The 14,397-nt window shown below is 47.9% G+C and carries 10 protein-coding genes; 7 read left to right on the top strand and 3 right to left on the bottom strand.

Annotated features, from left to right (window positions below; genetic code table 11):
* Nucleotides 1-22: 22 nt before the first annotated feature.
* The 3 genes from fabZ to lpxB all read left to right on the top strand — a co-directional run bounded on the left by fabZ (nt 23) and on the right by lpxB (nt 2,779).
* On the top strand, nt 23-535 hold the full coding sequence (gene fabZ, locus K4A83_RS07940) for a 3-hydroxyacyl-ACP dehydratase FabZ (protein WP_265263940.1): 513 nt from the start codon (nt 23-25) through the stop codon (nt 533-535).
* A gap of 252 nt (nt 536-787) precedes the next feature.
* Nucleotides 788-1,609: an acyl-ACP--UDP-N-acetylglucosamine O-acyltransferase gene (gene lpxA / locus K4A83_RS07935; protein ID WP_265263939.1), complete on the top strand. Its 822-nt coding sequence runs from the start codon at nt 788-790 to the stop codon at nt 1,607-1,609.
* A gap of 6 nt (nt 1,610-1,615) precedes the next feature.
* Complete coding sequence (gene lpxB / locus K4A83_RS07930; RefSeq protein WP_265263938.1) at nt 1,616-2,779, top strand: lipid-A-disaccharide synthase; 1,164 nt, start codon at nt 1,616-1,618, stop codon at nt 2,777-2,779.
* Between the two features lie 82 nt (nt 2,780-2,861).
* On the opposite strand, the gene K4A83_RS07925 is transcribed toward lpxB, so the two are convergent.
* Both K4A83_RS07925 and K4A83_RS07920 read right to left on the bottom strand, forming a co-directional pair.
* Nucleotides 2,862-5,966 (bottom strand): efflux RND transporter permease subunit, encoded by a 3,105-nt coding sequence (locus tag K4A83_RS07925; protein ID WP_265263937.1) that lies wholly within the window; start codon nt 5,964-5,966, stop codon nt 2,862-2,864.
* 20 nt (nt 5,967-5,986) lie between these two features.
* Complete coding sequence (locus K4A83_RS07920; protein ID WP_265263936.1) at nt 5,987-6,619, bottom strand: efflux RND transporter periplasmic adaptor subunit; 633 nt, start codon at nt 6,617-6,619, stop codon at nt 5,987-5,989.
* A gap of 147 nt (nt 6,620-6,766) precedes the next feature.
* Here K4A83_RS07920 and rppA point away from each other — a divergent pair, with 147 nt between their 5' ends.
* From rppA to K4A83_RS07905, 3 genes are all read left to right on the top strand, one after another.
* Nucleotides 6,767-7,459, top strand: a complete 693-nt coding sequence (gene rppA / locus K4A83_RS07915; RefSeq protein ID WP_265263935.1) for a two-component system response regulator RppA — start codon at nt 6,767-6,769, stop codon at nt 7,457-7,459.
* Complete coding sequence (gene rppB / locus K4A83_RS07910) at nt 7,459-8,889, top strand: two-component system sensor histidine kinase RppB (protein ID WP_265263953.1); 1,431 nt, start codon at nt 7,459-7,461, stop codon at nt 8,887-8,889. Before rppA ends, rppB begins: the two co-directional genes overlap by 1 nt.
* Nucleotides 8,890-9,064: 175 nt before the next feature.
* The gene (locus K4A83_RS07905; RefSeq protein WP_265263934.1) at nt 9,065-10,297 is read left to right on the top strand and encodes an acyltransferase family protein; all 1,233 of its coding nucleotides are present in this window, start codon (nt 9,065-9,067) and stop codon (nt 10,295-10,297) included.
* 175 nt (nt 10,298-10,472) lie between these two features.
* On the opposite strand, the gene K4A83_RS07900 is transcribed toward K4A83_RS07905, so the two are convergent.
* A complete protein-coding gene (locus K4A83_RS07900) occupies nt 10,473-12,896 on the bottom strand; it encodes an ATP-binding cassette domain-containing protein (RefSeq protein WP_265263933.1) in 2,424 nt (807 codons plus the stop codon).
* A 234-nt stretch (nt 12,897-13,130) separates the two neighbouring features.
* On the opposite strand from K4A83_RS07900, the gene K4A83_RS07895 reads away from it, so the two are divergent.
* Nucleotides 13,131-14,339: an RNA-guided endonuclease InsQ/TnpB family protein gene (locus K4A83_RS07895; protein ID WP_265263931.1), complete on the top strand. Its 1,209-nt coding sequence runs from the start codon at nt 13,131-13,133 to the stop codon at nt 14,337-14,339.
* Nucleotides 14,340-14,397: the final 58 nt, after the last annotated feature.

Below are 14,397 nucleotides of genomic sequence, written 5' to 3'. Positions count from 1 at the left end.
GATTACCTATTCACAATTACCCATGACCATCCTAACCACCGAAGAAAAGAAAACTGCTCCTATTCCTGCTGTGGAAACCGCCCCGGTTGAAGATCCAACCCCTACCACCATCGAAGTGGAAGAAATTCGCCAACTCCTGCCCCATCGTTACCCCTTCGCCTTGGTGGATCGCATTATTGAGTATATCCCCGGCAAACAAGCCATCGGGATTAAGAACGTTAGTATTAATGAACCCCACTTTCAAGGTCACTTCCCCGATCGTCCAATTATGCCGGGGGTGTTGATTGTCGAAGCCATGGCTCAAGTGGGGGGCGTAGTATTAACCCAACTGCCCAGTCATCCGGGGGGCTTATTTGTGTTCGCGGGCATGGATAAAGTCCGTTTTCGCCGTCCGGTGGTCCCCGGCGATCAATTAGTGATGACTGTGGAACTCTTGCGCGTCCGAGGGGGTCGTTTTGGCAAAATGTACGGCCGGGCCGAAGTAGAAGGTCAGGTTTGTGCGGAAGCGGAGATGATGTTCTCCTTAATTGATTAAGACCCAAGGGCGCAAGCCTTACCCAAGGGCGCAAGCCTTACCCAAGGGCGCAAGCCTTACCCAAGGGCGCAAGCCTTACCCAAGGGCGCAAGCCTTACCCAAGGGCGCAAGCGTTGCGCCCCTACAATCTGGGAAAATTTTCTCAATTTCCCGCTTTTGTTGCCCGGCTTGTGTCAAGATATCTTCATAATTTGTATAATTTGTCATTTCTCCTAAATCATTTGGTGACGTGAGATTGCCGGAGTTGTCCCGTTGAAAACACTAATTCATCCCACTGCTGTTATTCATCCCCAAGCAGAACTGCATCCTACCGTTCGAGTTGGTCCCTATGCCGTGATTGGGGAACAGGTGACGATTGGCGCACATACCCACATCGGCGCTCATGTGGTGATTGAAGGCCCCACAAACATCGGCGTAGATAATCGGATTTTTCCGGGAGCCGCCATCGGATTAGAACCCCAAGATTTAAAGTATAAGGGAGCCGCCAGTCGTGTTCGCATTGGCGACGGCAACCAAATCCGGGAGTATGTCACGATTAATCGAGCGACCGACGAGGGCGAGGAAACGATTCTGGGTAATAATAATTTACTGATGGCCTATGTTCATGTTGCCCATAACTGTGTGTTGGGGGACAATGTTGTGATTGCCAATGGGGTAGCTTTGGCGGGTCATGTGGAAATTGAATCTCGGGTCGTGGTGGGGGGTGTGTTAGGCATCCACCAATTTGTTCATATTGGGCGATTGGCTATGTTGGGGGGGATGAGTCGAGTAGACCGGGATGTGCCGCCCTATATGCTGATTGAGGGGAATCCGTCTCGGGTGCGATCGCTTAATTTAATTGGTCTGAAACGGGCGGGCATGAACAAAGATGAGATTGCCTTACTCAAGAAAGCTTTCCGGGTGCTTTATCGTTCCTCCTTGCCCTTGACCGAAGCCCTTGAGCAACTGGATTTACTGGGAGATGACGAACATCTCCAACATTTACGGCGTTTTCTCCACCTCTCCACAGGTGCCAAGCGTCGAGGCCCCATTCCGGGGCGGTCTAAAGGTCGGCACTCTGTTGAGAGTGAATAAAAAAGAATGCGTATTTTTATTAGTACCGGGGAAGTCTCAGGGGACTTACAAGGTGCTTTACTCGTCGAAGCCCTGTATAAACAAGCCCAGCACCGAGGTTTGGATTTAGAAATTGTGGCCTTGGGAGGCGATCGCATGGCCGAAGCAGGAGCCGAGATTATCGCCAATACAGCCCAAATCGGCTCCATTGGGTTATTCGAGTCCATCCCCTTCGTTTTACCCACCTTACAGGCGCAAAAACGGGCTAGACAGGTCTTCCGAAAACAGCCCCCGGATGTCCTAGTTTTGATTGATTACCACGATCCCAATATTGCCCTCGCCCGTGTTGCCCGGAAACAACTGCCCAATCTCCCTATTTTTTACTACATTGCCCCCCAGAGTTGGGTCTGGGCGCCTACGCTGCGTTCTACTCAAGAAATTGTCACCTTAACCGATCGGATTCTGGCCATATTTCCCCAAGAAGCCGACTTTTTTAGGGAACAGGGGGCAAATGTCCAATGGGTCGGTCATCCCATTGTAGACCGAATGCAGCAAGCCCCCAGTCGGGAAGAAGCCCGCCAACGCTTTGGTTTTACACCAGAGCAAAAAGTGGTGACGCTCCTCCCAGCCTCCCGTTGGCAAGAAATCAAGTTTTTGCTTCCCCCGATGTTAGAGGCCGCCCAACACCTTCAGGAGAAAATCCCCGATCTGCAATTTTTACTGCCCCTGTCGTTGAATATTTATGAGGGGAAAATCGGCGAAATCTTGGCAAAATATGACCTAAACTTGAAAGTTTTGCAAAATCAGACCTTAGATGCGATCGCCGCCTCCGATCTCGCCATTACCAAATCCGGCACCGTGAACTTAGAGATTGCCCTCCTACAAGTTCCCCAAGTGGTGATTTATCGGCTGCATTGGTTTACCATGTGGCTAGCGCGTACCTTTTTCCGTTTTTCCATTCCCTTCATGTCCCCCACCAATTTGGTATTAATGCGGGAAATTGTGCCGGAATTATTACAAGAAGAAGCCACTTCAGAGCGCATAGTTCAAGAGTCGTTGGATTTCTTACTCAACGACCAACGACGGGCTAAAGTGGTGCAAGACTATCAAGAAATGACCGCCGCACTGGGAGGAGTTGGGGCTTGTGAGCGGGCAGCTGAGAATATTTTAGGGGAGTTTAATAGGGAATAGGGAAGCAGGGGAGAGGATTCCCGACACCCGACACCTGATTCCCGACACCCAATTCCCTATTCCCCAAGTTATTCAGCAAGCCCTAGGTGGGGGATTTTCGGGGGATTAACCACTTCCCAAACTGGGCATATAAGGCTGGAATCACTAATAATGTCAAAGCCGTAGAGGTAAATAGTCCTCCTAATACGACGATGGCAAGGGGTTGTAGAACTTCATTCCCGGCCCCCTGTGCGATCGCTAACGGTAACATTCCCAGAGCAGATGTTAAAGCAGTCATCAGGATAGCGTGCAGACGTTCTAGAGAGCCTTGAGCGATCACTTCTTTTAAGCGCATCCCTTGCGCGAACTTCTGGTTATAGTTATCCACCAAAAGTAAACCATTGCGGACAGCCACCCCAAACAGTGTAATAAACCCGATCAGAGAAGCGATAGAGATCACCCCCCCTGTTAAGAGAATCGAGACAATGCCACCCACTAAGGCCAAGGGAAGATTGAGCATAATGGCCAGAGTTGCCGGGAGAGACTTAACCGAGAAGAACATCAAAATAGCAATTATAATCGCTGCCAGAATGCTATACCAGACCAGGTTATTGGTGGCTTTTTGTTCCGCTTCAAACTGTCCGCCATATTGAATGAAGTAGCCACCGGGTAATTGAACATTGTGGTCAATGGTCGCTTGAATATCCCCGACAACGCTGCCTAAGTCTCGTTGGGCAACATTAGCGGACACTACAATTAAACGAGACACATTTTCCCGATTCACCACATTAGCCCCCATACCATACTCAACTCTAGCCACAGCACTGAGGGGAATCATTTGTCCCGTGGGGGTAGACAGGGGAATCGCCCCAATGGCATCTAAATTATTCCGCGAGGCTTCAGGCAAACCGACGGTAATATTAATCAGTTGTTGATTTTCCGGGACTTGGGACACCACTTGACCATTGAGGGCGGTTTCCACCACCTCAGAAATGGCAGCCATGGTTAAACCATAACCAGCCGCCGCCTCGCGGTCATAATTAATTTGAACTTGGCGGATAGGTAATTGAGGTTCTAATTGTAAGTCCACAACTCCTGCAATAGGTTTGATGAGATCGCGGACTTGTTCCCCAACTTGACGCAACTGGACTAAATCGGGGCCAAAAATTTTGACCGCGATCGCACTTCTGACCCCCGACAAAACTTCATCCATGCGGTGAGAAATAAAACCGCCAATATTAGGCGCGACACCCGGCAATTGCAGAAATTTGTCCCGGAGTTGTTGAACAGCCCCCTCTCGGTCTTGTAGGGCAAGATCACTCAATTCCACATCCACATGAGCCATGTTGACCCCAGCCCCATCAGCATCCCCCGGAGCGCGTCCAGCGCGGACTTGTACCCATTCATAGAGGGGATTATCTTGCAGGGACTGAGCCAGAGTCATTCCCGCCCGATTGGTCATCTCCAAAGAGACACCCGGAAATAAAACCATAGAGTTCACCATAGATTTTTCCTGAAATTCCGGGAGGAAAACCCGTCCCAAGTAAGGCACAACGGCTAGAGTAGCCACTAAGGAGGCTAAGGCTAATCCTAAAATCAGTTGGGGAGTTCTTAGAGACAAATTGAGCAGAGGGCGATACAAACTTTCTGCCCAGCGTGAAATAAAAGTGCCTTCTTGGGGGAGTTTATGATGAGCCAATAAAATGGCACAGAGGGCGGGAGAAAGGGTCATGGCGACCAGGGTAGAGGCGGCAATAGAGAGCAAATAAGCCCAACCCATCGGGGCGAAAATTCTCCCTTCTACCCCCGTTAAACTAAAAATGGGGGCAAAGACGACGATGATAATAACTGTGGAAAAAATGACGGCTAAACGTACTTGAACCGAAGTGTCATAAACCACTTGAAAGGGGGGTTTTGGGTTTTCTTGGATTTGATTCTGTCGTAAACCGCGATAACAGTTTTCCATATCCACAATGGCATCATCGACGACTGACCCAATCGCCACCACTAAGCCCCCCAAGGTCATGGTATTAATCCCTAAACCGAAGGCTTTCATGAACATTAAGCCAATCAAGAGGGATAAGGGAATAGCACTCAGGGTAATGATAGCGGTGCGCCAATTCATTAAAAAAAGCAACATAATTACCGACACGATGATGATGCCTTGCATCAGGGATCCGCTAACGTTGCCAATGGCAGAATCAATAAAGTTTGACTGGCGGAAGGTGCGTTGAACTTGAACATCGACGGGAAAGGTAGACTGTAGGGAGTTCATCACCGCTTCCACGGCTTGGGTGACGGTGGGAGTATCTACATCCGGTTGCTTGTTAATCATCAACACAACGGCAGGCTGTACATTCAAGCTGGCATCTCCCCGTTTAAGTGCCGCCCCCGTTTTGACTTCGGCCACATCTTGGAGCAAAATCGGTTCGCCATCTTGAACTTTCACCACCGACTGCTGCAAGTCTTCTAGGGTGTTCATCTGTCCGATGCCTCGAACGAGTAACTCTTGGCCTCCACCAATGAGGAAACCGCCCGGAGCGTTGGAATTAGCTTTCCTTGCTGCTGCCGTGACTTCATTGAGGGAGACTTGACGCGATCGCAACAGTTGCGGATCCACTAACACCTGTTCTTCCCGTTCATCCCCCCCGTAAATAGTCACTTGAGACACACCCGGCACGGCGAGAATCTGATTTCTGAGGGTAACATCCACCAAACGGCGTAAATCCATCAGAGAGGTTTCCCCCTGACCATTCACCGTAAAGGCATATTGCAGAATCGTTCCCAAAGGAGAGACTAAGGGGGAAATTTCCGGCGGATGAATCCCTTGGGGAAGTTGACTCATCACCTGTTGGAGTCGTTCCGTTACAGCCTGCCGCGCTTGGTAAATATCAGCCTCTTGGTTAAAGACAACATGAACCATGGAGAGTCCAATCTTGGAGGAAGAACGCACGAGGGTGACACCGGGTAAGCCATTGACCACACTTTCAATAGGAACCGTAATCTGAGCCTCCACTTCCTCGGGAGCCAAACCAACGGCCTCAGTTTGGATGTCTACTTGAGGCGGAGCAAAGGGGGGGAAAACATCCAAGGGCATTTGAGTGATCGTCAAAAAGCCCCAGATGGTGATAACCAGAGATCCAATCACCATTAACCACCGTTGAGCAATGGAATTTTTTAGGGTCTGATTCAGAATGGTGTTAAACATCGATTAACAATAATCCTTACTTATTTGTCAGAGAAGAGATTTTTGTTCCGACGACTCCCTGTCCAGAAGAACATCCCACCGCAGATGATCAAAACTCCTCCCCCAACGGCGGCTAGTTTTCCGATCGGAAAGCTTGAAGTGGCAGTTAAATTGTCCTCGGTAGGATCTTCTTGGGGAAGGTTTTGGGTTTGAACGTCATCAGTGGGAGTCGTGGCGGTTTCCGGACTGGGTGCAGTGGTGGCGGTTTGGGTTTTACGGGATTCAGCATAGAGGGACAAACTGCCCTGAGTCACCAGTTGTTCCCCAAGGGATAACCCGTCAGTGACTTCGACCCATTCCCCTTCTGTTGCTCCGATTTGCACGGGAACGGGTTCATAAAAATTACCATACAAGACAAAGGCTAACTGTTTACCATCGGCATCGACTAAGGCAGTCATGGGAACAAGAACGCGAGAACTCCCATCAAAGGCCGGGGCAATGGGGGCAACCTCAATCCCGAGGAGGGAATCGGTTTCTGAGTTGACGGGAACTCGATCAATACCGCCTTCGGCCTGAAACTCATCCCCATGTCCAACATGAGCTAGGGTGAGGGTAGGTGTACCGAAAATTAAGCCGATCGCGAACATTGAGCCAATAATAGAAGTTGTGTTCATTAGACCTCCTCATCAAAGCATGGGGTTTTTTGCCAAATCTTCCCCACTGTGCCAAAGAGGAGATGAAATCTAGGTGAAATCTCACCCCTTTGTCTCTTCCTTTCTGCTAACCTCGATCCAAGTAGTCTCCCCCTTGCCATTCTCACGATGCGAATCCTGTTGGTCGAAGATGAAGCGGAATTAGGATTGGCCATTAAGCAAGTTTTGGTCAATGAAAAATATATTGTCGATTGGGTGACGGATGGAATTCAGGCTTGGCATTATTTAGAAAGTCAGTGGACCGATTACACTGTGGCGATTCTAGATTGGCTCGTGCCGAAGTTGTCGGGTTTGGAGTTATGCCAACGCATTCGCTCTTACCAGAACTCTCTTCCCATTTTGATGTTAACGGCTCTGGGACAACCGGAAAATCGAATTGCTGGACTTGATGCAGGGGCTGATGATTATTTAGTAAAGCCTTTTGTGATGGCGGAATTATTGGCTCGATTGCGCGCACTTCAAAGGCGATCGCCCACCCTCCAACCCCAAATCCTGACTGTAGGCGCATTCATGCTAGATTACGCTAACAATACCATCTGTAATCGACTCACCCAGCCCGCAAAAAGGATTCCCTTAACAGTTAAAGAATTTCAGATTTTTGCCTATTTAATGCAAAATCCCGATCGTATTATTCCGGGGAGTAAAATCCGCTATCAACTCTGGGATTTAGAGGAAGACCCTATTAGTAATGTAGTGGCGGCACAAATGCGCTTATTGCGGCGTAAACTAGCTAATTATGGCTGTGAATGCCCCATTGAAACCATTCGCGGTCAAGGCTATCGTTTTAATACCTCCCCGTGATGAATAGCTATCAACTGTTTCGCCATAGCAGAATCCGCCTTGCGCTTTGGTATGCGTTGGTGATGGGTGGGATTTTGGGTTTATCGGGGTTTGGGGTGTATCGCTCCCTGATTCAGTCCAATTGGACGGCAATGGAACGGGAAATGGAATCGATTGCCGGGACACTTCATGATAGCTTAGAACCGATGCTCCCTCAATCTGGAGATCCAACGGGTGTCCTACGACAGATTTTTCCCGACTTATGCCTACAAGGACAACCTTGTAACCATCATCCCACGTTGATTCAACGTCATACCATTGGCATTAGCGATCGCAGTACCTATTATATTCGGGTGTTCAATCATCGGGGTGAACTCTTAGCCTTTTCGCCCAACCATCCTCTCCCTTTACCTCAAACCTTAAACCCTACACCATGGCAAACTTTTCGCAGTGCGAGAGGGACGCGCTATCATCAATTCACTACCATTCTCCACAGTGGCAAGGTTAATCCTCAAACACCAATGCACTTGGATGACTCTTGGGGGTATATCCAAATTGGACGCACTTTAGCCACGTTTGATGCAGAAGTTAACCGCATGAGGTGGATTTTAGGTTTAGGGTTTCCCTTGGCGTTAGGTTTAGTCGTGCTGGCAGGTTGGTGGCTTTCTGGATTAGCGATGCAACCTATTTACCAATCCTATCAAAAACAGCAACAATTTACGGCGAATGCGGCCCATGAACTTCGCTCTCCCCTAGCGACTCTTTTGGCGACCATTGAGGCTATTTTACGGGTTCCCCCATCCCATCCTCACCAAATGCAGATGGTACTACAAACCCTTGAACGACAGGGACGACGTTTAAGCCATTTAATTGCCGATTTATTATTTCTCAGTACGTTGGAACATCAATCCTCCAGCCAAACGTTTGAACCCTGTTGTTTAAATGATTTAATTAATGATTTAACTGAAGAATATGCTGAACTGGCCACTGTGGGAGAAATTAATCTAATCCACCAAGTTCCCCCGGTCGAAATTTACGTTTTAGGTCATGAATCTCAACTTTATCGTTTAGTGTCAAATTTAATGGCTAATGCTATTCAATATACGCCTAAAGCGGGGGAAGTGGTTGTGAGGTTAATGGTGCGCGATCGCACAGTTTTGATTACTGTCCAAGACACCGGAATTGGCATTGCTCCGGCTGAACAAACTCGAATTTTTGAGCGATTTTATCGGGTGGATGGCGATCGCTCTCGCCAAACTGGGGGAACGGGATTAGGACTAGCCATGGCACAGGCGATCGCCCATCATCATCAAGGTTCTCTGACGGTCAAAAGTGAACTGGGAAAAGGGAGTATATTCACTCTGCAATTGCCTTTTTTCAATGGTTTGACCAGAAGAAGTGTGAACAAACCCACCCACAAGGGGATAGACAATTCCCAAGAATTTTTTTAACAAAATGTTGCGGAATTCCCCTTCCTCGCTTGCAGGGAGCAGGGTGGGGTAGTTCACAGGATTTATCGTACTAACAGTGAGGTAAAACGCCCTTGATATTCGGGAGTCCCAGTCGTTTCAGCGCTGAGAGGCAAAACCCCATACAATATCGACAACTGTTTACGGTTCACAGATTATGGGTCAACGCTTAACCAGTTTGGATGTGCTGCGCGGGATGGCTATTGCCGGGATGATTCTCGCCAATAATCCCGGTAGTTGGGCTTTTGTCTATCCTCCCCTTCTCCATGCGGAATGGCACGGTTTCACCCCCACCGATTGGGTTTTTCCCGCCTTTTTATTCATCTCCGGCACAGCAATGGCCTTTTCCCTCGCTAAGTATCAAAAACCCTCCAGCGAGATCCCCCCCTTCCCAAGGGAGCCTATGAACGAGATCCCCCCCTTCCCAAGGGGGGCTAGGGGGGATAATGCCCCCCAATCTCCCACCCCCTCGGTTTACTGGCAACTGGGGCGGCGCTGCCTGGTTTTATTCCTGCTGGGCTTATTTCTAAACGGTTTAAGTATCTTTCTGACGGGATTTCCCAACTTTGATTTTAGTCAGATTCGGATTTTGGGCGTATTGCAACGGATTAGTCTAGCCTATTTTGTGGGTGCGATCGCCGTCTTAAACCTGAAACGCCGAGGACTCTGGATTTTCTCCGCCCTGGTCTTGTTGGTCTATTGGGCGGTAATGACCTTAATTCCCGTCCCCGGTTTCGGTGCAGGCAATCTCTCCCCAGAGGGCAACGTTGCCGCCTATATTGACCGTTTAATCCTCACCACAGACCATCTTTATCTACAGGGGCAATTTGACCCGGAAGGGCTTTTAAGCACTGTCCCGGCTGTTATAACCCTCATTCTGGGCTATTTAACTGGGGATTGGTTGCGCCAACAAAAACCCCCAGAAAACCCCCCCCAAATGCTCTCAGCCCCCAGTTTAGGGTTAGTGCAGTTTGGTTTAATGGGGATTGTCTCCGGGGCGCTGTGGGGGGTCATTTTCCCCATTAATAAGCAACTGTGGACAAGTTCCTATGTTTTGTATAGTGCGGGGTGGACCTTATTAATTTTTGCCCTCTGTTACGAGTTGATTGAGGTGCGGAAAATCCGGCGCTGGAGTTTTCCCTTTCAGGTGATGGGACTCAATGCGCTGTTTGTGTTTGTGGCCTCGGGGGTGATTGTGCGGATTCTCTACCGGACAAAGATCGGCACGGGAGAAAATGCGGTGAGTACCTATGCTTGGTTATATAAGAATTTGTTTGAACCTTGGGCGGGATCTTGGAATGGGTCGCTGTTTTTTGCGATCGCCAATCTCCTGATCTGGTGGTTAATTCTTTACCTGATGTACCGTCAACGCTGGTTTATTAAACTTTAAACCCCAAAACAACCCATTCGTAGGTTGGGTGAAGCGACAGCGCAACCCAACAAAATCGGGAGTTGGGAGAGAGCAGGGAATTGATAATTGATAATTGATAATTGATAATTGATAATTGATAATTATCACCTATTACCTAGCCCCACGAGTAGAGTTATTCAGCAGAGCCTAATTCTCAATTCTTAAACAGAGCCTTAACCGACTGACTCCACTTGCCAACCCACTGATTTAAAACCGTTTGATACTTCAAAAACAGACAACAAACGAGCCAATAAACAATCGTATGTAGCCCTAAAACTCCCCAATTGAGCAGTAAATTATCCCAAGTCGCCTCATAGACCGGAGTGATTTCAAAAGGTTGGGGTAACATACTACCATCGGGTAACTGCATTGGTTCAGGCACCATGCCGTTAACATTAACTAAAATGCCATAAGCCCCCACAGACCAACGACTGAGCATCAACCAGGATAAATAACGCCCAATGCCTTCCATTTTAAACAACACCCCAGAAAAGATAATTTGGGGAAGCAATAAAAGGGGTAAAGCACTGTTGGCTTGAGAACTATTTTTTACCACAGCTGAAATGGTTAAGCCTAAACTAATACAGCAAAACAACGTGAGAAAGGTGGTAATTCCTAACCCTAAAATCCAAGGTAAAAGTTCCGGTGCAGGGGATTTAAACCCGATGAGAATGGTTAGGGTAATGAGTACAGTTTGAACAAGGGCTAAACCGCCTAATACTAAATTTTTTGAGCCTAAATAGGTGAGAATTTCTAAATTAACTAACCGTTCACGGGCATAAATGGCCGCTTCTTTGACAATTTCTTGTAGGGAACTCGATAAACCGACCCAGAGGGAGGCACAGGTGAAGACAAAGAGAACGCGCAAGGCCAAGGGGGCAAGGGTGGAATCCGGTTCTGGGGGCAGAATGAGGGGGTTTTGATCGCGTAGGGCGACGGTGATTAAACTAATGCCGATGGGGGCGGTAAGGAGGGCAAGGACAAGGTTAATGCGATCGCGCAAAATCAATTGTCGATAACGCTGGGTCAGGACGGCCAACTGTTCTAGGGGGGAACGACGCACCTTTTGGGGGGCTGTCCCTCCGGTGAGACGACTGCCCCCACTCAGGCGCGTCTCAATGTATTCTGGGTAATAGGAAGACCGCCGATAACGGGAGCTTTCTGCAATGACAGTCTGTTCATCTTCGAGATGGTTATAAATATCTGCAAAGTCTTGGGAGGTCTGAAAAAAGGACAAGGCCTGATCCGGAGGCCCAAAATAACACAAGCGCCCCCCCATCCCTAAAAAGACAATGCGATCGCACAATTTAATATTCGCCGTGGCATGGGTTACTAACACAATAGTTCGCCCTTGATCAGCTAATTTCCGCAGCAAAACCATCATCTTTTGATCCAATCCCGGATCTAACCCAGAGGTCGGTTCATCTAAGAAAAATAATTTCGGATCAGCTAACAATTCCACCCCAATACTCACCCGTTTTCGTTGTCCTCCACTCAATTGACTCACTAAAATATCTTGGCGATGAGCCATTTCGATTTGTTCTAGGGCTTGTTGCACAATTTGGGCAATATCGGCATCGGGAGGTAGTCGCAGTTTAGCCGCATAGGTCAAAACTTCTTTCACCGTTAATTCCCGATGAATAATATCATCTTGGGGAACATAACCGATTTGAGTTCGATAAATATTAAAATTGGTTTGTAAATGTTCTCCATTGAGAAAAACATTCCCCTCGGTAGTCGTTTGAATCCCTAATAAAGTTCTCATTAAGGTCGATTTACCCGCCCCACTTCCTCCCACTAATGCCACTAATTGACCCGGCTCAATGGGTAAGGAAATGTCCTCTAACAGGCGTTTCTTTTTGCCCTTTTGGTCTTGGACTTCTAAGGTAACATTATAGGCATCTAACCGGAGATGATTTCCCTGATCACTTAAGAGTAATTCATCGCCCTGCAAAACAAGTGTATAGGGACCAATTCGTAAGGTACTCCCAGAGCTTAAAACCGCAGTCACTTTGACCTTTTGACCGTCTAAAAATACCCCATTACTGCTATAATCTCGCAAGACGTAGCGACCCGCAGAATCGGTGTCAATAATGGCATGAGTGCGGGAAATGGTCGGGGCATCTAATACTAAAGTCGCGTTGGGATCTCGTCCAATTAAGACCGAACGATTTTTGAGAGAAATCGACTGTTTTTTTGGCGCGGAAACCCCTTGACTATTGGGGTCAAAATAGGTCAGAATAACCAAGTTTTTCGGGTTTTGACCAATCCGAAGTTCCATCCCATCATGCAATTGACAGCCTTGGGTGGGTGTGATGCGGGTATGGTTTAGGAGTAATCCATTGGTACTATGGTGCTGGCCATCTCCATCGTAAATAAAATAGTCCTGACCAACACGACGGAAGACGGCATGACGACTAGAAACCACGCCCCAATCATCAGGCACGCGCAAATCAACCTGCGGATCTCGTCCTAATTGGTGGAAATCCCCCGTGAGATTGAATTGCTGGGTTTGTCCTTGATTGTTCAGGACAATATAGGGGACAGCGACAACAGTACGCTTGCCTTGAGTATTCATGGGAATTTTAAACTTAAAGGCAGTACAGAGGTTTCTAGGAAGCGGCTTCAATGGGTCAGGCTATTATTCTAAGACGGGGAGCGCGGGAGAATAGGGGTTTTCACCCCTTTATTTAAGATTTATTTTCCGGGGAACGATTGCCCCTTTTTAACAAAATGTTGCGGAATTCCCCTTCCTCGCTTGCAGGGAGCGGATGAGCAGCTACAATGTTATCGGCAACAGCAAATCAAGATAATGTATAAGGCGTACAAGTATCGCATCTACCCAACCGACGACCAAAAAGCGTCTCTCGCCAAGGCCTTTGGATGCTGTCGTTGGTATTGGAATTTTGCACTCAACCTATGCCAACAAACATATCTCAAGACAGGCAAAGGATTATCTCGTGGATATATCCAGAGTCTGTTACCAGGGTTAAAAAAGGAATACCCTTGGCTAAGGGATGCCTATTCCCAGTCCTTGCAAGTTGTTGCTCTCAATCTTTCCACTGCCTACAAAAACTGCTTTGAGAAGCGGGCGCAATTGCCCCGTTTCAAGTCAAAGCATGGTCGGCAGTCATTAAGTTATCCCGCCAACGTTAAGTTTGAGGGAGACTCTATCAAACTACCTGGGAAGATTGGGCTAGTCTACTGCCATCGTCATCGAGAATTTGAAGGGACAATCAAAACTGTGACTGTCTCCCAGAATTCTGATGGACAATACTATGCTTCGGTATTGGTGGAGGATGGGAAAGAAACTCCCAGTCAGTCTACCGAAGGTAAAGCGGTTGGCATTGACGTTGGATTGACTCATTTCGCCATTACCAGTGATGGGTCAAAGTATGATAATCCCCGTCATTTCGCCAAACATCACCGTAACCTTAAACGCAAACAACAAAAACTATCCCGCAAGCAAAAGGGGAGTCAGAATAGAACTAAAGCCCAACAAAAAGTAGCTAAGGTTTATGGCAAGACTGCCCGTTGCCGTGAGGACTTTCTACACAAACTATCCCGCAAGATAGTCAACGAAAACCAAGTTATTGCTGTAGAGAATCTGAATGTAAAAGGGATGGTACGAAACCCCAAACTAGCCAAGGCGATTAGTGATGTAGGCTGGGGAATGTTTACCACAATGCTAAAATATAAAGCGGAGTGGGAAGGAAAAACCTATATTGAGGTTGACCGTTTCTTTGCATCCTCTAAAACCTGCCACGTTTGCCTCAACCGAGTAGATAGTTGGTCGTTAGATATTCGTCAATGGCAATGTCAACATTGTGGGACTTGCCATGATCGAGATATCAATGCGGCACAAAACATTAGAAATGAAGCCTTGCGGATATTGTCGTTGGGAACCAGCGATACTGCCTGGGGAGGGAGTGTAAGACAACCTGGCAAAACATCGGTTTTGTTAGATGCAGTTCCCGTTGAATCAGGAAGCCCCATCCTCGCCAACGGCAGGGTGGGGTAGTTCACCTTCATGATTTGTAAGAAAAGAGTGAAGCAAATCTGTAATCTGGGTGGGTTTG

The organism is Spirulina subsalsa FACHB-351 (assembly GCF_026130165.1).
Taxonomy (GTDB): domain Bacteria; phylum Cyanobacteriota; class Cyanobacteriia; order Cyanobacteriales; family Spirulinaceae; genus Spirulina_A; species Spirulina_A subsalsa_A.
This window is presented reverse-complemented; position numbering and strand designations above follow the sequence as displayed.

Excerpts from the sequence above, each read along its gene's own strand:
- fabZ (WP_265263940.1), top strand. The coding sequence starts at position 23 with ATGACCATCCTAACCACCGAAGAAAAGAAAACTGCTCCTATTCCTGCT.
- lpxB (WP_265263938.1), top strand. The coding sequence starts at position 1,616 with ATGCGTATTTTTATTAGTACCGGGGAAGTCTCAGGGGACTTACAAGGT.
- K4A83_RS07925 (WP_265263937.1), bottom strand. The coding sequence starts at position 5,966 with ATGTTTAACACCATTCTGAATCAGACCCTAAAAAATTCCATTGCTCAA.
- K4A83_RS07920 (WP_265263936.1), bottom strand. The coding sequence starts at position 6,619 with ATGAACACAACTTCTATTATTGGCTCAATGTTCGCGATCGGCTTAATT.
- rppA (WP_265263935.1), top strand. The coding sequence starts at position 6,767 with ATGCGAATCCTGTTGGTCGAAGATGAAGCGGAATTAGGATTGGCCATT.
- rppB (WP_265263953.1), top strand. The coding sequence starts at position 7,459 with ATGAATAGCTATCAACTGTTTCGCCATAGCAGAATCCGCCTTGCGCTT.
- K4A83_RS07905 (WP_265263934.1), top strand. The coding sequence starts at position 9,065 with ATGGGTCAACGCTTAACCAGTTTGGATGTGCTGCGCGGGATGGCTATT.
- K4A83_RS07900 (WP_265263933.1), bottom strand. The coding sequence starts at position 12,896 with ATGAATACTCAAGGCAAGCGTACTGTTGTCGCTGTCCCCTATATTGTC.
- K4A83_RS07895 (WP_265263931.1), top strand. The coding sequence starts at position 13,131 with ATGTATAAGGCGTACAAGTATCGCATCTACCCAACCGACGACCAAAAA.